The organism is Pseudomonas nitroreducens (assembly GCF_024170165.1).
GTDB lineage: Bacteria > Pseudomonadota > Gammaproteobacteria > Pseudomonadales > Pseudomonadaceae > Pseudomonas > Pseudomonas nitroreducens_C.
Genome location: NZ_JALJXP010000023.1, coordinates 1 through 23,382, shown reverse-complemented (window position 1 = coordinate 23,382; position 23,382 = coordinate 1). Strand labels below are relative to the sequence as shown.

Here is a 23,382-nt window from a genome sequence, read left to right as displayed (position 1 = left end):
GGCCATCCCTGGCCCGACAGCGCTCTCGCGACATCCATGTCGCTCAACCCCTGAAACTCCGCTTCAACGAGGCCTCCTGAACGGGGCATTCGGCGCGTGCGGATGGCTCTCTGGAAACCCCAAAATGCAGAGCCAAAGCCCGGGTGAAGGCGTGCTCTTGTAGGAACGGGCCACGCCCGCGATCCGCCGGCAAGGCCGGTGTTTCAAACGGATTCACGACTTGGCCGGGAATGCCGAGATCAACCTGTGGGGGCGCCCCATCGGCGCGATCGCGGGCATGGCCCGCTCCTACAGGGAAACTCGGGCGCTCTTCGTTGGACCGAGGGGGACGCCTGTCCCTGCTCGCGAACCTCACGGCACCATCCTCCTCAGGAAACACTCACTCCGTCTCCCGCCCCAGATGCTCCTTGCGCCACGCCGCCGGCGACACCCCGAACTGCACCGCGAACCAGCGGGTGAAGGAGCTGGGCATCGAGTACCCCAGCAGGTCGGCAATCCGCCCCAGCGAATAGCGCGGGTTTTCCATGTAGCGCAACACCAGTTCGCGGCGGACTTCGTTGATCAGGTCGGAGAAGGTCACCCCGTTGTCTTCCAGGCGCCGTTGCAGCGTGCGCACGTTCAGCCCCAGCGACTGGGCGATCTGTTCGATGGTCGCGCGGCCCATGGGCAGCAGCAGGTAGATGGACTTGCGCACCTCGTTCAGGGTGCTGCCGTCGGTGGCGCCGGGCAGGGAGTCGACGAAGCTGCGCGCATGCCGCGCCATGGCCGGGTCGGCCATGGGGTTGGCGGCATCGAGGTCGGCGGCGGGGATGACAATGCCGTTGAACTCGCTGCCGAATTCGATCTTGCAGCCGAACAGCCGACGATGGACCTGCATGTCCGCCGGGGCGTCGTGGCTGAAGTTCACGCTGACCGGCCGCCAGTGCGGGCCGAGGAGAGCGGCGCAGAGGCGGTAGAGGGTGCCCAGGGCCAGTTCCAGGCCCTGGCGCATCGGCATCGGCGGCACGGTGAGCAGTTCTTCGCGGAGGATCGCCAGCTTGCCTTCCTGGTCGATGTACAGGGCCAGGGACTCGTTGAGCAGGTGGCGGTAGCGAATGATGGTGTCGATGGCCTCGCGCAGCGTCGCCTGGTGCGAGAGCAGCAGACTGATCACGCCAAAGTCGGCGAGCTGGCGGGACTCGGCCATGCGCAGACCGAAGGTCTCACAGCCGCTGATGCGCGCCGATTCCTCCAGCAGGGTCACCGCCGTGGCAACAGGGATGCGCTGCTCCGGGTGTTCGAGCATGGATTGAGACAGGCCCACCGCGCTCAGTTGCTGCTGCGGGTTGAGGCCCAGGTGCCGGGCCACTTCCAGGTAGTTGGTGAGGGCCGCAATGCGAACCATTGGGGTCATGCCGATCGCCTTCTTGTTCTTGTGGTTGCTCCGTGCCGTCGGGGTCCGTGGACGCCCGGTGGCCAGAGTGCACGCTGGCTGGGTCGATGACGTCAGATTCTAGCGACAGCTGTAACCAATCGTGTACGAAAGTTCTCACTTCGGCCAGTGCTCGCGGCGCTCTGGAATGCACCGTACGTCCCGCTATCCGCGGCGGCCGTGGAGCCCGTGGGACATCAGGCTGGCCGGGGCCTGTCATCAAATGCGAAGTACCTGACGCTCAATGCAAAGCACCTTGACCGGGGCATCTCTACTGTCTGTCCAACAAGTTCGAAATCACCCAAAGGTGAACCGGTGAGCAACAACAAGACTTCCACCACCGTCCTCATGGTCCCCGGCCTGCGCGACCACGTTGCCGAGCACTGGCAGACCCTGCTCCAGCAGCGCCTGCCCAATGCCCGCAGCGTACCGCCGCTGACCGAGAACAAGCTGGACCTGAATGCCCGCGTCGAAGCCATCCAGCACGAGCTGGAGAGCATCGACGGCGAGGTGATCCTGGTCGCCCACAGCGCCGGGGTACTGATGGTCGCTCACTGGGCGGCGCGCTACAGCCGGCCGATCAAGGGCGCTCTGCTGGCCACCCCGCCGGATCTCGACGGCGACTGGCCGGCGCACTATCCCAAGCCCGAAGTCCTCGCCGAGATGGGCTGGTCGCCGCTGCCGCTGGAGCCGCTGCCGTTCCCCACGCTGGTGGCCTGCAGCGACAACGACCCGCTGGCGAGCCCCGAGGCCGTGCAGCGCATGGCCCGCCACTGGCGCGCCAGCGTGGTGGAACTGGGCCGGGTCGGCCACCTCAACCCCGCTTCGGGATTCGGCGACTGGCCACAGGCCGACGAGCTGATCCAGCTGCTGGATACCTGATCCGCCCAGAACACTGATCAACCAAGCAACCCCCGGTTCCGGCGCTCGCGCCGGGGCAGGCCCCCGTGCGCCCTGGCGTACGGCCTTCTGGTGGAAAAGAAGGGGCTGCGGGACGGGCCCGGAAAGCGTCCCGACCACAACAAGAAACGGAGCACACGAATGCATCATCAGAGCCACACTCACCGCCCCCTGCAACGCTGCCTGCTGGCGAGTGCAGTCCTCGCCGCCATGGCCGGCCAGCCGCTGCAGGCCTTCGAGCTGGATACCGGCAATCCGGACTTTTCGATCCGCTTCGACAACACCGTCAAGCTCAGCTACGGGCAGCGTGTCGAGTCGCCCAACAGCAAGATCGCCGGCACCGCCAACACCAACGACGGCGACCGCAATTTCTCCTCCGGCACCCCGGTGACCCAGCGTTTCGACCTGCTCAGCGAGCTGGACTTCGTCTACCGCGACAGCATGGGCTTCCGCCTCTCCGCCGCCGGCTGGTACGACCATGCCTACGATGATGTCGGCTCCGACAACCCGTTCCCCGGCCAGGCGGGCAACGCCGGCCACCTGGTCAGCCGCAACGGCACGGTGATCGCCCCGCGCGGCGCGCAGCCGGCCACCCACGGCCTGAGCAACTTCGCCGACCGCTACTACAACGGCCCGTCCGGCGAGCTGCTCGACGCCTTCGTCTTTGCCAGTCATCAGGTCGGCGACGACATGCAGCTCAGCGGTAAGCTCGGTCGCCACACCATCTACTGGGGCGAGACGCTGTTCAGCGCCGCCAACGGCATCAACTACGGCCAGTCGGCCCTGGACCTGGGCAAGCTGTACAACGTGCCCGGCACCGAGGCCAAGGAGCTGTTCATGCCGCGCAACCAGCTGTCCGCGTCGCTGACGGTGAACCCCGAGCTGACCCTGGCCGCGCAGTACTTCCTCGAGTTCGAGAACTCGCGCTTCCCCGAAGGCGGCACCTACATGGGGCCCTACGACATGCTCAACGACGGCGGCAACGTCTTCTGGCTGCCGCTGCCGGCGCTCAACGCCTTCTATGGTGCACCGCGCGGCCATGACCGCGAGCCGGACAACACCGGCGACTTCGGCCTGATGGCCAAGTGGAGCCCGGAGTGGCTCGACGGCACCCTGGGCTTCTACTACCGCAAGACCTCCGACACCCTGCCGGCGGTGCTGGTGGATGCGCCGAACCTGCACAAGCCTGGCCTCGCCGGCCTGCAGGGGATGAACTACGTCACCGCCTACGCCGACGACATCGACATCTACGGCATCAGCCTGTCCAAGGAAATCGCCGGCGTGAGCGTCGGCATGGACCTGAACTACCGCGAGAACATGCCGCTGGCGAGCAACTTCACCACGGTCAACTCCACCCTCTACGCGGCGGCCAAGCGCGGCGCGATCAACGGCGCCAACCTGATCGGCGAGATGCCCAGCGATGGCGACACCGGCCTGGCCCGCGGCAAGACCTTCCACGTCGTGCTCAACGGCCTGGTGACCTTCGGCGCCACGCCGCTGTGGGACGCCTCGTCGCTGGCGGTGGAAGGCACCCTGACGCACCTGATCGACGTCACCGAAGGCGAGCAGACCTTCAAGGGCGACTCCAGCTACCACGGCGTCGACAAGGTCACCACCAACGCCTACGCCATGTCCGCCAACTTCACCCCGACCTGGTACCAGGCCTTCCCGGGCGTCGATCTGTCCATGCCGGTGGCCTACAACGTCGGCCTGCACGGCAACTCGGCGGTGCAGCTGGGCGGCAACGAAGACGCCGGCAGCTACTCGGTCGGCGTGGCAGCGGACTTCCACCAGAAATACCGCCTGGACCTGAAATACGTCGACGCCTTCGGCCCCTTCGATACCTGCGAGAGCGGCCGCGACAACAACACCCCCGGCGCCAACGGCCAGTACCAGTGCATCCCCGGCCAGATCACCTCGCAAGGCGGCCTCGCGCCCCTGCTGAAGGACCGCGGCATGGTCACCGCTTCCCTGAAGGCCACCTTCTGATTTCACCCCAGGCTTCGCTTTCGAAGCAGGAGAAAAACAGCATGAACTTCAAGCCCACCCTGATCGCCACCGCCCTTGGCCTGACCCTCTGCGGTCTGGCCCAGGCCGCCGTTTCCCCGCAGGACGCCGCCCAGCTGGGCAGCACCCTGACCCTGGTCGGCGCCGAGAAAGCCGCCAGCAGCGATGGCTCGATTCCCGCCTATGCCGGCGGCCTGACCACCGCCCCGGCCAGCTTCAAGGCTGGCGACAGCATGCGCCCGGACCCGTACGCCAGCGACAAGCCGCTGCTGGTGATCGACGGCAAGAACGTCGACCAGTACAAGAATGAACTGTCGGCCACCACCGTCGAGCTGGCCAAGCGTTATCCGACCTTCCGCGTCGATGTCTACCCGACCCACCGCAGCGCCGCGCTGCCGGACACCGTGCTGGAGAACAGCAAGAAGAACGCTGTCACCGCGCAGTCCCTGGAAGGCGGCACCGCCATCGACAACGCACTGCCGGGCGTGCCGTTCCCGATCCCGAAGACCGGCGCCGAGGCGATGTGGAACTTCCTGCTGCGCTACCAGGGCGTGAACATCAAGGCCAAGTACGACTCCTGGAACGTCGATGCCTCCGGCAGCGCCAACCTCGCCACCACCGGCCAGGCCTTCATCAACTACCCGGTGTACGAAGACCTCACCCAGCCGGTGAAGGGCTCCGAGGTCTACTACCAGATGAAGCTCTACTACAGCGGCCCGGCTCGTCGCGCCGGCGAGGCGATGATGCTCAAGGACGCCGCCAACCCGCTGCAGCAGCCGCGCCGCGCCTGGCAGTACCTGCCCGGCCAGCGCCGCGTGAAGCTGGCGCCGAACCTGGCCTACGACACCCCGAACCCCGGCATGGCCGGTGCCGGCACCTACGACGACGTGTTCGTCTTCAATGGCGCGCTGGACCGCTACGACTGGAAGCTGGTGGGCAAGCAGGAAATGATCGTGCCCTACAACACCTACCGCCTGACCTACGCCAGCGATATCAAGCCGGTGGTCACGCCCAACCACCTCTCGCCTGACTACGTGCGCTGGGAGAAGCACCGCGTGTGGGTCGTCGAAGGCACCCTGAAATCCGGCGCGCGGCACATCTACGCCAAGCGTCGCTTCTACCTCGACGAAGACAGCTGGGTGGCCCTGGCCTCCGACCAGTACGACGCCCGCGGCCAGCTCTATCGCGGCTCCTTCGCCTTCCTCAGCCAGAGCTACGACAAGCGCATCCCGGACGCCACGCCGTTCATGATCTACGACCTGACTGCCGGCTCCTACAACATCAACGGCGTCGTCGGCCCGTACGGCGGCATCAGCTACATCGACCCGCTGGCCAAGACCCAGTGGTCCCCCGAAGCGCTGGCCGGTAGCGGCATTCGCTGACCAGGGACGCGGCGGCCCGGCTTGAGGCAAAGCGGGGCCGCCGCGGCTCCTGCAGCGAAAGCTGCAGGAACAGATGCGAAGAGAGTTGTGAGGAAAGCACCATGCAGATCCCCTTCAAGCGCCTGATTGCCCTGGGTGCCTTGCTTCTGGCGGGCGGCGCTCAAGCCGGCGGAACGGTCGCAGCGTTCGTCGATGTACTCGACCAGCCGGCGCCCCACAGCGCCGCTCCCTGCCATGTGCCGCTGCTGGCCGTCACCCGCGTCGACAAGCGCCTGGTGAGCGTCGGCCAGCGCGGCCACATTCTCTATTCCGATGACGGCGGCACCAGCTGGCTGCAGGCCGAGGTGCCGGTCAGCTCCGACCTCACCGCCGTGCGCTTCCCCACGCCACAGGATGGCTGGGCGGTGGGACACGACGGCGTGGTGCTGCACAGCGCCGACGGCGGCAAGCACTGGGAGCGCCAGCTCGACGGCCGGCAGATCGGCCAGCTGATGCTCGACTACTACGCCGCCCACCCGCAGCCGGACAACGCCACCTGGCTGGACCAGGCGCGCCGCTACCAGGAGGAGGGCGCCGACAAGCCGTTCCTCGACCTGTGGTTCCGCGACGCGAAGGAAGGCTTCGTGGTCGGTGCCTTCAACCTGATCCTGCACACCCGCGACGGCGGCCGTACCTGGGAACCCTGGAACCACCGCATCGACAACCCGCAGGCGCTGCACCTGACCGCCATCACGGCCAACGGCGATGACCTGTTCATCGTCGGCGAGCAGGGCCTGCTGCTGCGCCTGGATCATCAGGCTGAGCGCTTCGTCGCCCTGCAATCGCCTTATGCCGGCAGCTTCTTCGGCGTCATCGCGCGGCCCGGCCTGGTGTTCGCCTACGGCCTGCGCGGCCACGCGATCCGCAGTCTCGACAACGGCGAAAGCTGGAGCGCGGTGGACACTGGCCTGCCGGTGAGCCTGACCGCCGCCAGCTTCGACGCCAATGGCCGGTTGTATCTGTTCAGCCAGGCCGGCCAGGGGCTGATCAGCGATGACAGCGGTGCCAGCTTCAAACCGCTGGATCTGGCCGAGCGCCTGCCCGTCAATGGCGCCGTGGCCGGACCCGGCCGGCTGCTGCTGGTGGGCACACGCGGCGTACGCGAGAACGCCATGCCGGTGCGCTGAGCGCAGCGGCGTTTCACCCGTTCAAGAACCATAAGAACAAGAGATAGAGAGACAGCCTCATGGTCGACCTGAAGCAAGGCGAGATGCCTGTAGTCCGCGAACTGCGGGACTTTGACACCCACAGCGGGAACCTGCTGGAGCGTCTGGTTTTCAACCACCGCGCGCTGTTCATCGCCTTGATCGCGCTGGTCACTGTGGTGCTGGGCTACATGGCCGTGACCCGTCTGGAGATGCGTCCGGCTTTCGAGAAGATGATCCCGCACAGCGATCCCTACATCCGCAACTACCTGGACAACCGTGCCGCGCTGCGTGGCCTGGGCAACTCGGTGCGGGTAGTGGTGGAGAACCCCAGCGGCGACATCTTCGACCCGGCCTACATCGACAGTCTGCGGCAGATCAGCGATCAGCTGTTCCTCAGCCACGGCGTCGACCGTGCCTGGATGAAATCGCTGTGGTCGCCGGCGGTGCGCTGGACCGAGGTCACCGAGGAAGGCTTCCAGGGCGGCCCGGTGATGCCCGACGGCTATGACGGCAAGCCCGAGGCCATCGGCCAGCTGCGCCAGAACATCGCCCGTGCCGGCATCGTCGGCAGCCTGGTGGGCAACGACTTCCGTTCCAGCATGCTGGTGGTGCCGCTGCTGGACCGCGACTCGGCCACCGGCAAGGGCATCGACTACCGCGAATTCTCCCGCGCCCTCGACGACCTGCGCCTGAAGTACGAATACCTGGGCGACGCCCGCGCCTTCGCCGCCGGCGAGGAGGGCAAGGGCCCGGTGCGCCTGCACGTGATCGGCTTCGCCAAGCTGGTGGGCGACCTGATCGAAGGTCTGGTGCGGGTGATGCTGTTCTTCGGCCTGGCGGTGGTTACCGCCTTCGTCATCATCCTCTTCTACACCCGCTGCCTGCGCAGCAGCCTGCTGGTGATCGGCTGCTCGCTGCTGGCGGTGGTCTGGCAGCTCGGCCTGGTGGCCTGGCTGGGCTACGCGCTGGACCCGTACTCGATCCTCGTGCCGTTCCTGATCTTCGCCATCGGCGTGTCCCACGCCACCCAGAAGATGAACGGCATCATGCAGGACATCGGCCGTGGCACCCACAAGCAGGTGGCCGCGCGCAACACCTTCCGCCGGCTGTTCCTGGCCGGCGTCACCGCGCTGCTGTCGGACGCCGTGGGCTTCGCCGTGCTGATGCTGATCGACATCCCGGTGATCCAGGACCTGGCCATCGCCGCCAGCATTGGCGTGGCAGTGCTGATCTTCACCTCGCTGCTGATGATGCCGGTGGCGCTGTCCTACGTTGGCGTCAGCCCGAAGGCCGCTGCACGTGCCCTGCGTGAGGACCGTCAGGCGGACCAGCATGCCGGCCTGGGCAAGTTGTGGGACCTGCTGGACCGCTTCACCCAGCGCCGCTGGGCCAGCGTCACCCTGATCATCGCCGCGCTGCTGGGCGCCGGCGGACTGCTGGTCAGCCAGCACCTGCAGATCGGCGACCTCGACGCCGGCGCCCCGGAGCTGCGCGCCGACTCGCGCTACAACCGCGACAACGCCTACATCACCAGCCACTACGCGCTCTCCAGCGACCTCTTCGCGGTAATGGTGAAGACCGCCCCGGAAGGCTGCCTGAACTACCGCACGCTGATCCTTGCCGATCGCCTGGGCTGGGCGCTGCAACAGCATGAAGGCGTGCAGGCCACCACCTCGCTGGTCAACGCGGTGCGGCAGATCACTGCCGGCACCTATGAGGGCAACCCCAAGTTCGCCAGCCTGCAGCGCAACCAGGACGTGCTCAACTACGCTGCCCAGCAGGCCTCGGTGAACACCCCGGAGCTGTTCAACACCGAATGCTCGCTGATGCCGGTGATCGCCTTCCTCAAGGACCACAAGGCGCAGACCCTCGACGAAGTGGCCGGCATCGCCGAGAACTTCGCCCGTGCCAACAGCACGCCGGACCGCCAGTTCCTGCTGGCTGCCGGCAGCGCCGGGATCGAGGCCGCGACCAACCGCGTGGTGCGCGAGGCCAACCACCGCATGCTGTTCTACGTCTACGCGGCGGTGGGCATCTTCTGCCTGATCACCTTCCGCAGCTGGCGCGCGACCCTGGTGGCGCTGCTGCCACTGGTGCTCACGTCGATCCTCTGCGAGGCGCTGATGGTGATGATGGGCATCGGCGTCAAGGTCGCCACGCTGCCGGTGATCGCGCTGGGCGTGGGGATCGGGGTGGACTACGCGTTGTATCTATTGAGTGTGCAATTGCAGATGCAGCGCGCCGGGTTGCCGCTGTCGGTGGCCTATCAGCAGGCCGTGGCCTTTACCGGCAAGGTGGTCGCTCTGGTTGGCGTGACCCTGGCGGCGGGTGTCATCACCTGGGCCTGGTCGCCGATCAAGTTCCAGGCCGACATGGGGATTCTGCTGACCTTCATGTTCCTGTGGAACATGCTCGGGGCGTTGATTCTGATTCCGGCGTTGTCGCACTTCCTGCTGGGCGGGAAAAAGCTCTGAGCCAACCGCCAAACGATGGGTCTCCCCTGTAGGAGCGGGCCATGCCCGCGATCCGCCGGCAGGGCCGGCGGTTCCTTCTGTTCTGGTGTTGCCGGTTTGCTGCTTTGGCACGGGTGTTCCGCGTCGCTTTGGTGTGCGCGTGGACTCTGTGTTTCGCCCCCTCGGGCGACCTACTTTGGCAAACGACCCAAAGTAGGCAAAGGTCTTGCCCCGGACATCCGGTTTTTCGCTTAGGCGAAAAATTCCCTCGTTGAAGCGAAGTTTCAGGGGCACGAACTAGGCGTCCCCCGACGAAGGGCCATCCCTGGCCCATCGCCGCTCTCGCGGCATCCATGCCGCTCAACCCCTGAAACTCCGCTTCGACGAGGCCTCCTGAACGGGGCAGTCGGCGCGTGTGGTCATTTCTCTGGAAGTCTTTTGAAAGCCAGAGCCAGAGCCAGAGCGAGGCTTGGGTCCGGCTCTTCGTAGGAGCGAGCTTGCTCGCGAACCGCTCAACGCCGGCACTTACAGGGAAACGCCGAGCCTGAGCCGTAGGAGCGGACTTCGTCCGTGATTGCCTCCAGAGCGCAGAGGACCTCCCGACTTCAATCAAACGCCGGAATCGCCTCCAGCTCATGCAGCAGCCAGTCGGCGAATTCCCGCGCCAGCGCCTGGTTGCCATGGGGCGGGATGATCAGGAAGTAGGGGTGGGGCGCCGGAAAGTCGATGTCGAAAAGCCGCACCAGCCGCCCCTGATGCAGCTCCTCACCGGCAAGAATGTGGTCGCTGATGGTCACGCCCCCACCGGCCACGGCGGCGCGGATGGTCAGGTAGGCGTCGGGCAGGAAGACGTTTTGCCGCGCCTGCAGGCCGGGCACCCCGGCGGCGAGGAAGTAGCGGCTCCAGTCGAAGCCGTCGTCCTCATGCAGCAGCACCTGGCGCGCCAGGTCGCGGGGTTTGCGCAGGTGTTCCTGGGTGTTGAGCAGGCGCGGGCTGCACACCGGGAAGTAGCGGATGTCACCCAGCGCGGCGAAGCGCTGGCCTTCGATGTGCGTTTCGCCGAAGGAGATCACCATGTCCGCCTCGCCCAGGTCGCTGCTCATCGGCAGCAGGTGCAGGGCGACCTCCTGGTAGTTGCGCAGGAATTTCTCCAGCAGCGATGACACCCGCGCCAGCAGCGCCGGGGCACAGGCGATGCGCAGCTCGCCGGCCGGTTCCTCGGTGGGCAGGGCGCGGCGGATGTCGCGCAGCTGGTCGAAGGCGCTGCTGATCTGCTGGCTCAGCTGACGCCCGGCCGGAGTCAGCTTGACGCCCTTGCCCTGGCGCTCCACCAGCGCCATGCCCAGTTCTTCCTCGAGCTTCTTCACCTGGTGGCTGACCGCCCCGTGGGTGACGTGCAGCTCCAGCGCCGCGCGGCTGATGCTGCCCTGGCGGACCAGCGCCTCGAAAGCGCGCAGGGCGATGAGCGACGGCATGCGAAACGCACTGTTCTGACGCATGAAGGACCTTCTTGTGTGAATTTGACTAACGATTCAGGTGGAAATCTATTGAATTGTCGTTAGTTAAATTTGCACAGAAGATGAGCCCAAGCCAACACCGATCAACAAGAAAAAACGGCTGGAGATCCGCCATGCAGCATTTCGTCGACCTGCTCGGCCTGGGCAAGCGCTACGGCAACCTGCAGGTCCTGAGCGACCTCAGCCTGAGCATCCGCCAGGGCGAATTCCTCACGCTGCTGGGCCCTTCGGGCTCGGGTAAAAGCACCACGCTGATGATGCTCGCCGGCTTCGTCGAACCCAGCGAAGGGCGCATCGAGCAGGACGGCCGCGACATCACGCACCTGTCGCCGGACCAGCGTGAATTCGGCGTGGTGTTCCAGGGCTATGCGCTGTTCCCGCACATGAGCGTGGCGCAGAACGTTGCCTACCCGCTGCGCATCCGCAAGGTGCCGGGCGCGGAGATCGAGCGCCGGGTTGCCGAGGTGCTGGAGCGCGTCGGCCTGGCCGGTATGGGCGAACGCGGCATCAGCCAGCTCTCCGGCGGCCAGCAGCAGCGCGTGGCGCTGGCTCGCGCGCTGGTGTTCAAACCGAAATTGCTGCTGCTCGACGAACCGCTGTCCGCCCTCGATCGTCGCCTGCGCCAGGAGATGCAGGGCGAGCTGGCGCGCATGCACAAGGACTTCGGCACCACCTTCGTCTTCGTCACCCACGACCAGGAAGAAGCCCTGGCGCTGTCCGACCGTATCGCCGTGTTCAACAAGGGCCGCCTGGAGCAGGTCGGCACCCCGCGCGAGGTCTACGAACGGCCGGCCAGCCGCTTCGTCGCCAACTTCCTCGGCGACACCAATCTGCTGGAGGTCGGCGTGGTCGGTCGCGAAGCCGAAGCCACGCTCTGCGATTTCCGTGGCCAGCACCTGCGCGTGGCCAATACGCCCAATGCCGGCCAGGGCGGCAAGAGCTGGCTGGCGGTGCGCCCGGAGCACATCGACCTGCGCCCGCTGCAGGACGCCGGCCGCGACAACGGCCTCTGCGCCACCGCGGGTCCTGCGACTTACCAGGGTGCACACGTCAACCTCGAACTGACCCTGGAGCAGGGCGATCGCCTCGACCTGCGCCTGCCGGTATCGCACCCGTTGCTGGGCAGCCTGCGCAGCGGCCAGCGCTACTGGTGCAGCTGGTCGCCGCAGCACTGCCACCTGTTGTCCGCCTGACAAACCCATAACGAAAACAAACGATCGGGGAGCAATCACATGAGCGACTCTGTAAAAGCAGGCCAAGGCTTCATCGAAGACGCCATCGAAATCGCCGCCCAGAAGGGCGAGCGCGCCGGCATCAGCCGCCGCGATTTCAACCGTAGCCTGCTGCTGCTCGCCGCCGCCAGCGCACTGCCGTTCGGCGCCGGTGGTCGGGCTTTCGCCGCCGGCGGCAGCCTGGTGCTGGCCAACTGGGGCGGCGATGCGGTGCCGGCCTTCGAGAAGAGCTTCGGCGGCTTCGACCAGGCTTCCGGGCTGACCCTGAAAGTGGACGGCAGTGGCCCCACCGAGGGCGCGCTGAAGACCCAGGTGAGCAGCGGGGCGGTGCGCTGGGACGTGTGCGACGGCGAGATGTACTCGTCCTACCGGCTGGGCAAGGACAAGTTCCTCACCCCCATCGACTACGGCATCGTCGACAAGTCGCTGATCGGCTACGGCGACGTGCATGACTTCGGCCTCGCCAATTACACCTACAGCTACGTGATCGGCTACGACCACGAGCAGTTCGGCAAGAACCCGCCCAGGTCCTGGGCCGACTTCTGGGACGTGAAGAAATACCCGGGCAAGCGCACCCTCTACAAGTGGATGAGCGCCAACCTCGAATGCGCGCTGCTGGCCGACGGCGTGCCGCCGGAGCAGCTCTACCCGCTGGACGTGGACCGCGCCCTGCGCAAGATTGAGGAGCTGCTGCCGCACATCGCCACCCACTGGTCCACCGGCGCCGAATCGCAGCAGCTGATCCGCGATGGCGAGGTGAGCATGGCGCAGATGTGGCACACCCGCGCCGAGCTGGTGAAGAACGACACCGCCGGCAAGATCGACTGGAGCTTCGACGGCGGCATCGTCTCGCCCTCGGTGTGGATGGTGCCCAGGAACAACCCGGCCGGCGCCAAGGCGGCGATGGACTTCATCGCCTACGCGCTGCGCCCCGAGGTGCAGGCCAAGCTCATGGAGGTCTACAACATGGGCCCGGTGAACCTGAAGGCCAACGACCTGCTCAGCGCCCAGCTGCAGGCGATCAACCCGACTGCGCCGGACAACCTGAAGAAGCAGGTGTCGCTGAACAACAAGTGGCACGCCGAACACTACGGCGAAACTCTGGAGCGCTACCTCGCGCTGATCGGTGGCTGAGATGGGACGTTTCGCACCGAGCGTGCTGCCGGTCTACGGCCTGCTGATCCTGCCCCTGCCGGTACTCGTCGTGGTCGGCTACCTGCTGCCGACTCTCGGCGTGCTCGGCTGGAGCTTCAGCCTGCCGGAGTGGGGCACGCAGAACTACGCGGCCATCGCCGACAACGCCAACCTGCAGGCGGTGATCTGGCGCACCCTGCGCATCTGCCTGCTGACCACCGCGATCAGCGTCGCCATCGCCTACCTGATCGCCTACCGCTGGCGCTTCGCGACGCCGCGCGGCCGCCAGCTGATCGAGCTGTTCGTGCTGCTGCCGTTCTGGCTGTCGATGCTGATCCGCGCCTTCGCCTGGCTGGTACTGCTGCGCAACGGTGGGCTGGTCAGCCAGGGCCTGATGGCCACCGGCTGGTTCGATGCGCCGCCGCCGCTGGTGCGCAACGAGCTGGGCGCATTGATCGGCATGGTGCACTTCATGGTGCCGTACGCGGTGCTGCCGCTGCTGTCCTCGCTGAAACAGGTGGACGACAGCCTGCTGCGCGCCTCCAGCAGCCTGGGCGCCAGCCACTGGCAGACGCTCAAGGACATCTTCATCCCGCTGACCCTGCCGGGGGTGGTCGCCGCGTCGGCCATCGTCTTCGTGTTCAGCCTCGGCTGCTTCGTCACCCCGGCGCTGCTGGGCGGCGGCAAAGCAGCAATGCTCGCCGAGTACATCTACGTGCAGATGTTCCAGCTCTCCAACTGGGGCCTGGGCGCGGCGCTGAGCATCGTGCTGATGCTGCTGGTGGTGGGCTGCGCGCTGCTGTTCGGACAACTCATCGGCTTCCGCCGCCTGCTCGGGAGGACTGAGCTGTGACCCCGCAGGGAACCTTCGTCTCCGCCATGCCCAAGCCGGGCAAGCCGCAACTGCCGCGCCCGCCGCTGGGGCGCTGGCTGTCCTGGGCCGCGCTGCTGCTGTCCGCGCTGTTCCTGCTGCTGCCGATCCTGGTGATCGTGCCGCTGTCGTTCGGCAACCAGCGCTACCTGGCCTTCCCGGATGGTGGCTGGTCGTTGCGCCACTACGCAACGCTGTTCGACGGCGCCTGGCTGGTATCGATTCTGCAGAGCCTTGGCCTGGCTCTGGTGGTCGGTGCGCTGTCTACCGCGCTGGCCTTCCTGTTCGCCACCGGTATCTGGCTGCAGCGGCGCTTCCGTACCGTGCTGACCCTGATCGTGCTGCTGCCGATGATCGTCCCGCAGGTGGTCTCGGCCATGTCGATCTACTACCTCGACGCGCGCCTGGGCATTCTCGACAACCTGCTGGGCGTCGGCTTCGGGCACCTGCTGATGGCGCTGCCGTACTCGGTGATCGCCCTGCTGGTGGCCTATGCGCGGCTCGACCAGAGCCTGTACAAGGCCTCGCGCTCGCTCGGCGCCGGGCTCTGGCCGACGCTCTGGCACGTGCTGCTGCCCAATGTGCGCGGCGGCATCCTCGGCGGCTTCTTCATGGGCTTCGTGATGAGCTGGGAAGAAGTGGTGGTGACCCTGTTCACCAGCGGCCTGAACGTGGTGACGCTGCCCAAGCGCATCTGGGATGGCCTGCGCTACAACCTCGACCCGGCGATCGCCGCCGTGTCCACCCTGATGATCGTCCTCACCCTGGCGGTGATGCTGCTGCGTATGTACCTGGAGCGCCGACAGCCACCGCCGTCCTGATTTCGCTTCAACCGATCCACCTCTGGCTGCCCGATGGCCGCCGTCCGAACTGCCTGTCGCTTGCACCTTGTCCCTGAGGAGGGAATCCCCATGCTTACCGCTTTCCCCGCGCGCACCTACCGTCAACGCGTCGAAGCCGTCAAACGCCGCATGGCCGATCGTGGCCAGGATGCCCTGGTGGTCAACTACCCGGACAACATCAACTACCTCACCGGCTTCGACAGCCTGGGCTTCCTCTGGTACCAGGCGCTGATCATCTCGCCGAAGCTGGCCGAGCCGGTGTTCCTCACCCGCACCAGCGAAGAGCCCTGCACCTGGGAGCTGTCGTGCATCAACGAGGCGATCTTCTATGACATCGCCAAGCAGGACCCGCTGAAGATCGTCGCCGACGTGCTCGCCCAGGCCGGCCTGTCCCAGGCGCGCATCGGCCTGGAAATGACCGCTTCGACCTTCTCCCCGGCGCAGTACAACGCGCTGCTGGGCTACCTGCCCGAAGCGCGCTTCGAGGACGCCGGCCCCCTGGTCGCCGAGAACCGCCTGATCAAGACCGCCGAGGAAATCGAGTACCAGCGCAGCGCCGCGCGCATGGCCGACCAGGGCATGCTGGCCGCTTTCGAGGCGCTGCGTCCGGGCATCTCCGAAGTGGAAGTGGCGGGCATCGTCGCCAACGCCCTGGGCCGCGCCGGCAGCGAGTACTCGGCGATCAGCCCGATGTGCGCCACCGGCCGCCGCAGCACCATGACCCACGCCATGCCGCACCGCCAGACCATCAGCCACGGCGATGTGGTGATTCTCGAACACGCCGGCGTGTGCAACCGCTACCACGCCATCCTCATGCGCACCGCGGTGATCGGCAAACCCAGCCCGCGCGTGAAGGAAGTGGCGACCCTGCTCACCGAGGCCTTCAACGCCGCCATCGAGATCGCCAAGCCGGGCACCCCGGTGGGCGAGGCCAACCGCGTGTGCAACCAGATCCTCGACCGCATCGACCTGTCGCGCACCCGCGTGCACCGCATCGGCTACAGCCTCGGCCTGGCCTACCCGCCGACCTGGCTGGAAGCGATGATGGTGGACGAGGCCGACGACCACGTGTTCCAGCCGAACATGTCGTTCTCTATCGAACCGAACCTGTCCTTGTACAACGAGGGCTTCGGGATCAAGCTCGGCGACACCGTGCTGTGCGGCGAGAAGGGCTCGGCGAGCCTGTCCGAACTGCCGCCGGAACTGACGATCATCGACTGATGGAGGAGCGCTCCCGGCGGCGCTGCGCCGGCCGGGGGCGAGTCCGTGTTGCGTGTCTGCGCCTGCGGGCGCAGTGATGAAGTCCGAGGGTTTCCGATGAGTCACACGATGGATATTTTCTGGCACGACGACGTGCTGCGTCATGACACCGCCGCCGGCGTGTTCGAAGCGCCGCCCAGCGACCTGCTGGCCGAGCAGCTGCTGCATCCGGAGAGCAATCCGCGATTGCTCAACATGCGCGCCATCCTCCAGCGCGGCCCGGTTGCCGACTCGCTGCGCTGGCACGCAGGCCGCCACGCCAGCGAAGAGGAGTTGCTGCGCTTCCACGATGCCGATTACCTGCGCGGCATCTTCGAGGCCGATGCCCAGGGCAAGCGCTTCAGCAGCACCACGCTGATGTCCGCCGGTAGCCTCGCCGGCCTGCTGGCCGCCGCCGGCACCAGCCTTTTGGCGCTGGAAAGCGTGCTGGCCACCGGCAACCCGGCCATGGCCCTGGTGCGTCCGCCGGGCCACCATGCCGCACCGGCCATGGCCGACGGCTATTGCTTCTTCAACAACGTCGGGGTTGCCGCGCGCGCCGCGCAGGCCGCGGGACTGGAGCGTGTCGCCATCGTCGACTGGGATGTGCACCACGGCAATGGCACCCAGGAAGGTTTCTACGACGATCCGTCGGTGTTCACCGTGTCCCTGCACATGGACCATGGCGCCTGGGGCCCGAGTCACCCGCAATCGGGAGCGGCGGACGAGCGCGGCTACGGCGCCGGGCTGGGCAGCAACCTCAACCTGCCGCTGCCCATGGGCTCGGGCGACCAGCTCTATGAAATGGTCTTCAGCCGCTTCGTCGAGCCGGCGCTGCGCGCCTTCAAGCCGGACCTGCTGATCATCGCCAACGGCCTGGATGCCTCGCAGTTCGACCCCAATGGCCGCCAACTGGTGACCATGCAGGGCTTCAACCGCCTGGCCCGCCGCGCCCGCGCGCTGGCCGACGAACTCTGCCAGGGACGCCTGCTGGTGGTGCAGGAAGGCGGCTACAACCCGGCCTACAGCGCCTACTGCCTGCATGCCGCGACCGAAGGCTTCCTTGGCCAGCCGTCCACGCTGCCCGATCCGCTGGCGTACATGCCGGAACCGGCGGCGCGGGTGGAGGCCGATCTCGCCGGGCTGGATACCCGGCTGGCGACGGCGGGGTGGAGGTTCGCTTGAGCCATCAGCTCTGGCAGGGTCGGGCTGACCGGTAGAGCGGATAACGCGCCAGCGTTATCCGCCGCGGATTGCCCGGCGGATAACCTGTTCCAGGTTATGCGCCCTACGCCGGGGGTAGAGGCAGCGTAGGAGCGGACTCCGTCCGCGATCGATTCGCCACCGCTCCCGCCGACCATGGAGCACGGCCAGCCCATCGCGGACAGCGTCCGCTCCTGCAGGCCCTGGAAGCGCCGGTGTGCTCTTTTGTAGGAGCGAGCTTGCTCGCGAACCAACGCCGAACCAGCCCCTTCAGCGATGGTTGCGATAACGCTCGGTCAGCGATTGCACGCGAGCGACGTAGGTTTGCGTCTCGGCGTAGGGCGGTATCCCGTTGTACTTGTCGACGGTCATCTCACCGGCGTTGTAACTGGCCAGCGCCAGCCGCTGATTGCCGTTGAAGCGCTTGAGCAGCCAGGCCAGGTAGCGCACGCCGCCGCGAATGTTCTGCCGCGCATCGAAGGGGTTGCTGACGTTGAAGCGCTCGGCGGTGTCGGGCATCAACTGCATCAGCCCCTGGGCGCCGGCGATGGAAATGGCGTTGGGCTGGAACGCCGATTCGGCATGGATCACTGCACGGACCAGCGCCTGGTCGACGCCGTAGCGAGTCGAGGCCGACTCGATTTCCCGCCGGTAGGAGCGGGTGTCCAGGCGCAGCGTGGCGACGTTGAAGTCCTTCGGCGCCATGCACAGGTAGCAGCCCTTGATGTAGTACACATCGATCACATCGACCCGCGCAGAGATCCCGACCGGGCGGCGGCTGACATACTGGCGCACGCCCTTGTGGACGAAGGTGTACACCCGAACCCGCCCTGCGCCCGGATCGTCCCCGTGCTCGGGCGCTGGTGCGGCCCTGGACCTGGCGCTGGTGCCGGCCTGGCTGGCCTTGCCGTGTTGAAGCGTGCAGCGGGCGCCGGCAACGGCGTGGCTGGTGTGGCTGACGGTCCCGTCGCGGGCCTGGCAGCGGTACAGGGCGCTGGCATACAGCGGCGCGACCAGCAATGCCAGTCCGATGCAGCCAGGAAGGCTCCTGCGAGCCCAGCGCCAGGTGGTGGAACTCATCAAACCGCTCCGCGCCGCAGGCGCCGATCAGGCCGGGGAAGCCTGATCCGGGGATAGGTAAAGGGCCATCAGGGGCGGTCGTATCAGGGGTGGTCCTGGCTGACCTGCCGTTTCGTTTCGCTAGTTATAGCCCTTTCAAACGGTTGTGGAGCTTGGGGGGACGTACGGCTGGCCGGCGTTCCGGAACATCGCTGACCGCGCACGCTGCGCAATAGTCAGCCGCTCCTACGTAGCCTGCGAGTCCGTCGCTCAACCGAGAATGAAATACACCTTGCGCACCGGCGTGAGATTTTCCCAGGTGCCCTTGAAGCCCGCGGCCACCACGAACGAATCCCCTGGCCCGAAGGTCTTCGCCACGCCGTCGGCGTCGGTCAGGCGTACGCTGCCTTCGAGGATGTGGCACAGCTCGTCGTAATCGCACTCGCAGCGTTCCAGGTGCACGCCGGCTTCCCAGATACCGGCGATGGCGTTCTTTTCCGGGGCGCTGAAGTGCCGCCAGCTGCGGCTCCGGTACGGCGCATCGACGATGGCCGGGTCGTTGATTTCGCGCTCCTGCGGGGCGAGCTCGGGGTTGGCGAAGTCGATGACGTGGCGGGGCAGGGTGGACATGAAGTTCTCCATCAGGAATCGAAACCGACGCCAAAGGCATCGCAGGTCTTGAGCAGCAGGTCGCGGCGGCCGGTGCGGTCTTCCTTGGCCAGCGAACGCTGGGCCAGGCGCACACCGAGATAGCGCAGCGGCTCGGGCGGGAAGGGGAAGGGTTTCTGCGAGGTCATGCGCAGTCGGGTGCGTTCGGTGCTTTCGCCGCCCAGCTGGTCGAGCATGTTCAGCGCAGCGAAGCGGCTGGCCGCCACGCCCTGTCCGGTGAACCCCAGCGCGTAGGCGACACGGTTGCCGAGCACGCAACCGGTGAACAGCGTGGTGCGCGCCGAGGTGTCGATGATGCCGCCCCAGGCATGGCTGAACTCGATCGGGCCGAGCTGCGGGAAAGCCTCGCGGAACTGCTCGGCCAGGCGCTGGAAGCTTTCCGGGCGCTGGGTCAGGGCCTCGTCGCGGCGGCTGCCGAAGTGGTAGATGGCGTCGAAGCCGGCCCAGAGGATGCGGTTGTCGGCGGTCTTGCGCAGGTAGTGGAACTGGTTGCCGGCATCGGCGATGCCGTAGCGGTCGACCCAGCCGATGGCGCGCAGCTGGTCGTCGGTCAGCGGCTGGGTGACCAGCGAGTAGTCGTACACCGGGATCACGCTGGAGTTCAGGTGGCTGAGCAGCGGCGGGGCGATGTTGGTCGCCAGGGCGATCTGCCCGGCCTCCAGCTCGCCACGGTCGCAGCGCAGCATCAGGCGGTCGCCGCGCTGGTGCAGCTCGTGCACCGGGGTGTTCTCGAACAGCTCGACGCCTTGCTCGATGCACACTCGGCGCAGCTCCGCGGCCATCTTCGCCGGGTTGAGCAGCGCGTAGTTGGGCTCGAACACGCCAGCCTTGTACAGCGGCGAGTCGAGTTTCTGCGCCAGCTCCGCGCCTTCGAGCCACTCGCAGTCGATGCCGAAGCGCTGGTAGTTGCGTTGCATGCCGCGCAGGCCTTCGACCTGCCAGGGCTGCAGGGCGACGCTGAGCTTGCCGCGACGCTCGAACTCCACGTTCATGCCGAAGCGCTGCAGGTCCGCCTCGAACTCTTCAAGATTCTGTCGGCCCAGGCGCACCAGGGTTTCAGCTTCTTCCGGCCAGCGGCGCAGGGCATTGCCTACACCGTGGGAAATACTCGGCGCGCAGAAGCCGCCATTGCGCCCGCTGGCCTCGCCACCGCAGCGACGCGCCTCGACGATCGCAATGCTCGCGCCGGGCCAGCGCAGGCGGGCGTGCAGGGCGGTCCAGAGACCGGTGAAGCCGCCGCCGACCACCACCAGGTCGAAGCGGCGATCTGCTTCCAGCGCCGGTGCGGCGGGAGCAGGATCGAGGGTGTCGAGCCAGAAAGGTCTGGGAGTGGCGTGCGCAAGAAGGGCGGATGTCATCGGAAAACTCCGGCAGAATGTCGGAAGAAAAAGCGGTCTTCGGGCCGCGTCCGAGTTTTGTAATCGCTCCGGGGTGCCCAGGCATACGGCTTGCCGCTCTTTGCGGGCACGCCCGGAACAGAACGAGCCGGCCGAGACTGGCAGGGGAATGCGATGAGTGAAGAACAGGGCTGGAGCGCCACGCTCGAAGACACGCCCTACCAGCCCGACCCGGCCAGCGCCGCAACCCATGCCGTCGTGATGCGTTATCACCAGGCCTGGCGCCGCCACGACATCGAGGCGCTGATGGCGCTGTTCGACCCGCAGGTGGAGTACAACGATTTCTTCCAGGGTCGTCGGATCGCGCCGCACGAACTGCGCGACTACCTGCAGACCAGCATGCCGGCGGCAGGGGATGAATCGCAGGTCTATGCCGACCGCTTGCGGGTCGACGGCGATACCGCCTTCCTGCAGTACCAGGTGACCCTGCGCGGCACCCAGGGGCTGGTGTCCTTCCGCGCCACCGAAGCCTATACCGTGCGCAGCGGGCGGATCATCCGGGTCAACGAGCATGCCGCGCTGGTCGGCCAGCCGGAGAAGACCGCCAGCGAACCGCAGCCGCGCATGGCCGACAGTCGCCTGGGGCTTTCCGCGCGGCAGCTGAGCCTGCTCGGCGGCGACATCCAGCAGTACTTCCAGCAGACCCGGCCATTCCTCAACCCCGACCTGGACATGCCCCAGGTCGCGGCGGCCACCGGCTACACGCGCAACCAGATTTCCTACTTCCTCAACCAGGTGCTCGGCCTGAGCTTCTACCAGTACCTGAACCAGCTGCGCCTGCGCCACCTGCTCGGCCAGCTCGACGGCGCCACCAGCGTCACGCGCATCGACGAACTGGCGAGGGCGGCGGGGTTCCGCTCGCTGTCGACCTTCTACCGCTGCTTCCGCGAGGAGACGGGACTGTCGCCCAAGGCGTATCTGGAGCAGAAAGCGACTTCGTGAGCGGATCGCTTTTGTAGGATGGCGTGGAGCGAAGCGATACCCATCAATCGCTGGCGACCCTGGCGATGGGTATCGCAGGCTCCACCCATCCTACGCGGTGCCAAATGCTCGGCATGGCCGCTCCGCGCGTGCCCGCATGCACGGCGCCCGCGTTATCAATACCGCGCCCATTTCCCTATGCTCGGCCCACAAGCATTCCAACAAGCTCAGGAGACCTTCGCATGCGCGACCAGCTCTATATCGATGGCCAGTGGCAGGCACCCGCGCAGGGTGGCCGCTTCGAGGTGTACGAACCCTCCAGCGAGGCCGTGCTGACCGAAGTCGCCGCTGCTACCGGGGAAGATATCGACCGTGCCGTGCAGTCCGCGCGCCGGGCCTTCGACGAGGGCGAGTGGGGCCGCAGCTCGGGCAAGGAACGCGCTGGCTACCTACGCGCCATTGCCGACAACCTGCGTGGCCGTCGCGAAGACCTGGCCCGCCTGGAAGTGCAGGACAACGGCAAGCCGCTGCCCGAGGCGCAGTGGGATATCGACGACGCCATCGGCTGCTTCGACTACTACGCCGAGCTGGCCGAAGGGCTGAATGACGAGGGCGAAGTGGTCGCGCTGCCCGACGAGCGTTTTGCCTGCCGCGTGCTGCGCGAGCCGGTGGGCGTGGCCGGGCAGATCATCCCGTGGAACTACCCGCTGCTGATGGCCTCGTGGAAGGTTGCGCCGGCGCTGGCTGCTGGTTGCACCGCTGTGCTCAAGCCGTCCGAGCTGACGCCGTTGACCTCCCTGGAGCTGGCCGCTGCCGCCGATGCCGTGGGCCTGCCCAAGGGTGTTCTCAACGTGGTCACCGGCCTGGGCCGTGACGCCGGCTCGCCGCTCTCGGCCCATCCGGGCGTGGACAAGCTGGCCTTCACCGGTAGCGTGCCGACCGGGCGCGCGATCATGCAGGCAGCGGCCCAGGACATCAAGAACGTCAGCCTGGAGCTGGGCGGCAAGTCGGCCTTCATCGTCTTCGACGACGCCGATGTCGAGGCGGCGGTGGAGTGGATCCTCTTCGGCATCTTCTGGAACCAGGGCCAGGTGTGCAGCGCCACCTCGCGCCTGCTGGTGCAGGACGGTCTGCATGACCGGCTGATCGAGCGCCTGGTGGAAGAAACCCGCCGCATCACCATCGGCAACGGTCTGGAGCCGGGCGTGCTGCTCGGCCCGTTGGTCAGCGCCGGCCAGCACGCCAAGGTGCTGCAGGCCATCGAGGCCGGCGTGCGCGATGGGGCGAAGTTGGCCACTGGCGGCAAGCGCCCGGTGCATCGGGACCAGGGCTGGTTCGTCGAACCCACGGTTTTCATCGACGCGCCGCTGGAAAGCGCCGTGTGGCGTGAGGAAATCTTCGGCCCGGTGCTCGCCGTGCGCCGCTTCAAGGATGAGGCCGAGGCGCTGCGCCTGGCCAACCACAGCCAGTTCGGCCTCGCGGCAGCAGTGATGTCCGCCGACCCGGCGCGCTGCCAGCGTGTCAGCCGCGGCCTGCGTGCCGGCATCGTCTGGGTCAATTGCTCGCAGCCGACTTTCACCCAGGCGCCCTGGGGCGGCTACAAGCAGAGCGGCATCGGCCGCGAGCTGGGGGTGTGGGGACTGGACAACTACCTGGAGACCAAGCAGGTCACCGAGTACCTCAGCGACCAGCCGTGGGGGTGGTATATCAAGTGATCTGATGGGACGGCGAATAACCTGCTCCAGGTTATTCGCCCTACGCCGACATTCCCCTGTAGGGCGCATAACGCGCCAGCGTTATCCGCCGTTGGCTGCGTTGTCGTTCGTTCTTCTGCGCCGCTTCGGTGCGCGCGCGGATATCGTATTTCGCCCCCTCGGGCGAGTCACTTCTTCCAAACGCCGAAGAAGTAACCAAGAAGGCTTGCCCCGGACATCCGGTTTTTCGCTTGGGGCGAAAAA

19 protein-coding genes are annotated in these 23,382 nt (G+C 66.8%); 13 read left to right on the top strand and 6 right to left on the bottom strand.

What is annotated here, in order from left to right; translation table 11 throughout:
- Positions 1-379: 379 nt before the first annotated feature.
- On the bottom strand, positions 380-1,384 hold the full coding sequence (locus J2T47_RS28880) for an AraC family transcriptional regulator (RefSeq protein ID WP_253454188.1): 1,005 nt from the start codon (positions 1,382-1,384) through the stop codon (positions 380-382).
- A 375-nt stretch (positions 1,385-1,759) separates the two neighbouring features.
- Here J2T47_RS28880 and J2T47_RS28875 point away from each other — a divergent pair, with 375 nt between their 5' ends.
- The 5 genes from J2T47_RS28875 to J2T47_RS28855 all read left to right on the top strand — a co-directional run bounded on the left by J2T47_RS28875 (position 1,760) and on the right by J2T47_RS28855 (position 9,361).
- Positions 1,760-2,293, top strand: a complete 534-nt coding sequence (locus J2T47_RS28875; protein ID WP_301295729.1) for an RBBP9/YdeN family alpha/beta hydrolase — start codon at positions 1,760-1,762, stop codon at positions 2,291-2,293.
- A gap of 159 nt (positions 2,294-2,452) precedes the next feature.
- Positions 2,453-4,300: a DUF1302 domain-containing protein gene (locus J2T47_RS28870; protein WP_253454184.1), complete on the top strand. Its 1,848-nt coding sequence runs from the start codon at positions 2,453-2,455 to the stop codon at positions 4,298-4,300.
- A 41-nt stretch (positions 4,301-4,341) separates the two neighbouring features.
- Positions 4,342-5,700, top strand: coding sequence for a DUF1329 domain-containing protein (locus tag J2T47_RS28865; RefSeq protein WP_253454182.1), 1,359 nt, complete (start codon positions 4,342-4,344; stop codon positions 5,698-5,700).
- Between the two features lie 101 nt (positions 5,701-5,801).
- A complete protein-coding gene (locus J2T47_RS28860; protein WP_253454180.1) occupies positions 5,802-6,866 on the top strand; it encodes a WD40/YVTN/BNR-like repeat-containing protein in 1,065 nt (354 codons plus the stop codon).
- A 59-nt stretch (positions 6,867-6,925) separates the two neighbouring features.
- On the top strand, positions 6,926-9,361 hold the full coding sequence (locus J2T47_RS28855) for an efflux RND transporter permease subunit (RefSeq protein ID WP_253454178.1): 2,436 nt from the start codon (positions 6,926-6,928) through the stop codon (positions 9,359-9,361).
- 584 nt (positions 9,362-9,945) lie between these two features.
- Here J2T47_RS28855 and J2T47_RS28850 read toward each other — a convergent pair.
- Complete coding sequence (locus tag J2T47_RS28850) at positions 9,946-10,839, bottom strand: LysR substrate-binding domain-containing protein (RefSeq protein WP_253454176.1); 894 nt, start codon at positions 10,837-10,839, stop codon at positions 9,946-9,948.
- A 131-nt stretch (positions 10,840-10,970) separates the two neighbouring features.
- Between J2T47_RS28850 and J2T47_RS28845 the strand changes: the two genes are divergently transcribed.
- The 6 genes from J2T47_RS28845 to J2T47_RS28820 all read left to right on the top strand — a co-directional run bounded on the left by J2T47_RS28845 (position 10,971) and on the right by J2T47_RS28820 (position 17,360).
- The gene (locus tag J2T47_RS28845; RefSeq protein WP_081516855.1) at positions 10,971-12,050 is read left to right on the top strand and encodes an ABC transporter ATP-binding protein; all 1,080 of its coding nucleotides are present in this window, start codon (positions 10,971-10,973) and stop codon (positions 12,048-12,050) included.
- A 39-nt stretch (positions 12,051-12,089) separates the two neighbouring features.
- The gene (locus J2T47_RS28840) at positions 12,090-13,223 is read left to right on the top strand and encodes an ABC transporter substrate-binding protein (protein WP_253454174.1); all 1,134 of its coding nucleotides are present in this window, start codon (positions 12,090-12,092) and stop codon (positions 13,221-13,223) included.
- 1 nt (position 13,224) lies between these two features.
- The gene (locus J2T47_RS28835; RefSeq protein ID WP_253454172.1) at positions 13,225-14,076 is read left to right on the top strand and encodes an ABC transporter permease; all 852 of its coding nucleotides are present in this window, start codon (positions 13,225-13,227) and stop codon (positions 14,074-14,076) included.
- Positions 14,073-14,915: an ABC transporter permease gene (locus tag J2T47_RS28830; RefSeq protein ID WP_253454169.1), complete on the top strand. Its 843-nt coding sequence runs from the start codon at positions 14,073-14,075 to the stop codon at positions 14,913-14,915. The genes J2T47_RS28835 and J2T47_RS28830 overlap by 4 nt, the downstream gene beginning before the upstream one ends.
- Before the next feature lie 90 nt (positions 14,916-15,005).
- Positions 15,006-16,157, top strand: coding sequence for a M24 family metallopeptidase (locus tag J2T47_RS28825; protein ID WP_253454167.1), 1,152 nt, complete (start codon positions 15,006-15,008; stop codon positions 16,155-16,157).
- Between the two features lie 108 nt (positions 16,158-16,265).
- Positions 16,266-17,360 carry a hypothetical protein gene (locus J2T47_RS28820; protein WP_253454165.1) on the top strand — a complete coding sequence of 365 codons (1,095 nt, stop codon included), beginning with the start codon at positions 16,266-16,268 and terminating at the stop codon, positions 17,358-17,360.
- A gap of 288 nt (positions 17,361-17,648) precedes the next feature.
- On the opposite strand, the gene J2T47_RS28815 is transcribed toward J2T47_RS28820, so the two are convergent.
- The 3 genes from J2T47_RS28815 to J2T47_RS28805 all read right to left on the bottom strand — a co-directional run bounded on the left by J2T47_RS28815 (position 17,649) and on the right by J2T47_RS28805 (position 20,464).
- Complete coding sequence (locus J2T47_RS28815; protein ID WP_253454163.1) at positions 17,649-18,458, bottom strand: lytic transglycosylase domain-containing protein; 810 nt, start codon at positions 18,456-18,458, stop codon at positions 17,649-17,651.
- Between the two features lie 249 nt (positions 18,459-18,707).
- Positions 18,708-19,067, bottom strand: coding sequence for a cupin domain-containing protein (locus J2T47_RS28810; RefSeq protein ID WP_253454160.1), 360 nt, complete (start codon positions 19,065-19,067; stop codon positions 18,708-18,710).
- Between the two features lie 11 nt (positions 19,068-19,078).
- Positions 19,079-20,464 (bottom strand): NAD(P)/FAD-dependent oxidoreductase, encoded by a 1,386-nt coding sequence (locus tag J2T47_RS28805; protein ID WP_253454158.1) that lies wholly within the window; start codon positions 20,462-20,464, stop codon positions 19,079-19,081.
- 153 nt (positions 20,465-20,617) lie between these two features.
- Between J2T47_RS28805 and J2T47_RS28800 the strand changes: the two genes are divergently transcribed.
- Together J2T47_RS28800 and J2T47_RS28795 are read left to right on the top strand one after the other, a co-directional pair.
- Positions 20,618-21,445, top strand: coding sequence for a nuclear transport factor 2 family protein (locus tag J2T47_RS28800; protein ID WP_253454156.1), 828 nt, complete (start codon positions 20,618-20,620; stop codon positions 21,443-21,445).
- Positions 21,446-21,666: 221 nt separating this feature from the next.
- On the top strand, positions 21,667-23,139 hold the full coding sequence (locus tag J2T47_RS28795) for an aldehyde dehydrogenase family protein (RefSeq protein ID WP_253454154.1): 1,473 nt from the start codon (positions 21,667-21,669) through the stop codon (positions 23,137-23,139).
- A 40-nt stretch (positions 23,140-23,179) separates the two neighbouring features.
- Here J2T47_RS28795 and J2T47_RS28790 read toward each other — a convergent pair.
- A partial coding sequence (locus J2T47_RS28790; protein WP_253454152.1) for a hypothetical protein occupies positions 23,180-23,382 on the bottom strand: 203 nt, incomplete at its 5' end.

Coding starts and splice junctions, on each gene's coding strand:
- J2T47_RS28880 (WP_253454188.1), bottom strand. CDS start 1,384: ATGGTTCGCATTGCGGCCCTCACCAACTACCTGGAAGTGGCCCGGCAC.
- J2T47_RS28875 (WP_301295729.1), top strand. CDS start 1,760: ATGGTCCCCGGCCTGCGCGACCACGTTGCCGAGCACTGGCAGACCCTG.
- J2T47_RS28870 (WP_253454184.1), top strand. CDS start 2,453: ATGCATCATCAGAGCCACACTCACCGCCCCCTGCAACGCTGCCTGCTG.
- J2T47_RS28865 (WP_253454182.1), top strand. CDS start 4,342: ATGAACTTCAAGCCCACCCTGATCGCCACCGCCCTTGGCCTGACCCTC.
- J2T47_RS28860 (WP_253454180.1), top strand. CDS start 5,802: ATGCAGATCCCCTTCAAGCGCCTGATTGCCCTGGGTGCCTTGCTTCTG.
- J2T47_RS28855 (WP_253454178.1), top strand. CDS start 6,926: ATGGTCGACCTGAAGCAAGGCGAGATGCCTGTAGTCCGCGAACTGCGG.
- J2T47_RS28850 (WP_253454176.1), bottom strand. CDS start 10,839: ATGCGTCAGAACAGTGCGTTTCGCATGCCGTCGCTCATCGCCCTGCGC.
- J2T47_RS28845 (WP_081516855.1), top strand. CDS start 10,971: ATGCAGCATTTCGTCGACCTGCTCGGCCTGGGCAAGCGCTACGGCAAC.
- J2T47_RS28840 (WP_253454174.1), top strand. CDS start 12,090: ATGAGCGACTCTGTAAAAGCAGGCCAAGGCTTCATCGAAGACGCCATC.
- J2T47_RS28835 (WP_253454172.1), top strand. CDS start 13,225: ATGGGACGTTTCGCACCGAGCGTGCTGCCGGTCTACGGCCTGCTGATC.
- J2T47_RS28825 (WP_253454167.1), top strand. CDS start 15,006: ATGCTTACCGCTTTCCCCGCGCGCACCTACCGTCAACGCGTCGAAGCC.
- J2T47_RS28820 (WP_253454165.1), top strand. CDS start 16,266: ATGGATATTTTCTGGCACGACGACGTGCTGCGTCATGACACCGCCGCC.
- J2T47_RS28815 (WP_253454163.1), bottom strand. CDS start 18,458: ATGAGTTCCACCACCTGGCGCTGGGCTCGCAGGAGCCTTCCTGGCTGC.
- J2T47_RS28810 (WP_253454160.1), bottom strand. CDS start 19,067: ATGTCCACCCTGCCCCGCCACGTCATCGACTTCGCCAACCCCGAGCTC.
- J2T47_RS28805 (WP_253454158.1), bottom strand. CDS start 20,464: ATGACATCCGCCCTTCTTGCGCACGCCACTCCCAGACCTTTCTGGCTC.
- J2T47_RS28800 (WP_253454156.1), top strand. CDS start 20,618: ATGAGTGAAGAACAGGGCTGGAGCGCCACGCTCGAAGACACGCCCTAC.
- J2T47_RS28795 (WP_253454154.1), top strand. CDS start 21,667: ATGCGCGACCAGCTCTATATCGATGGCCAGTGGCAGGCACCCGCGCAG.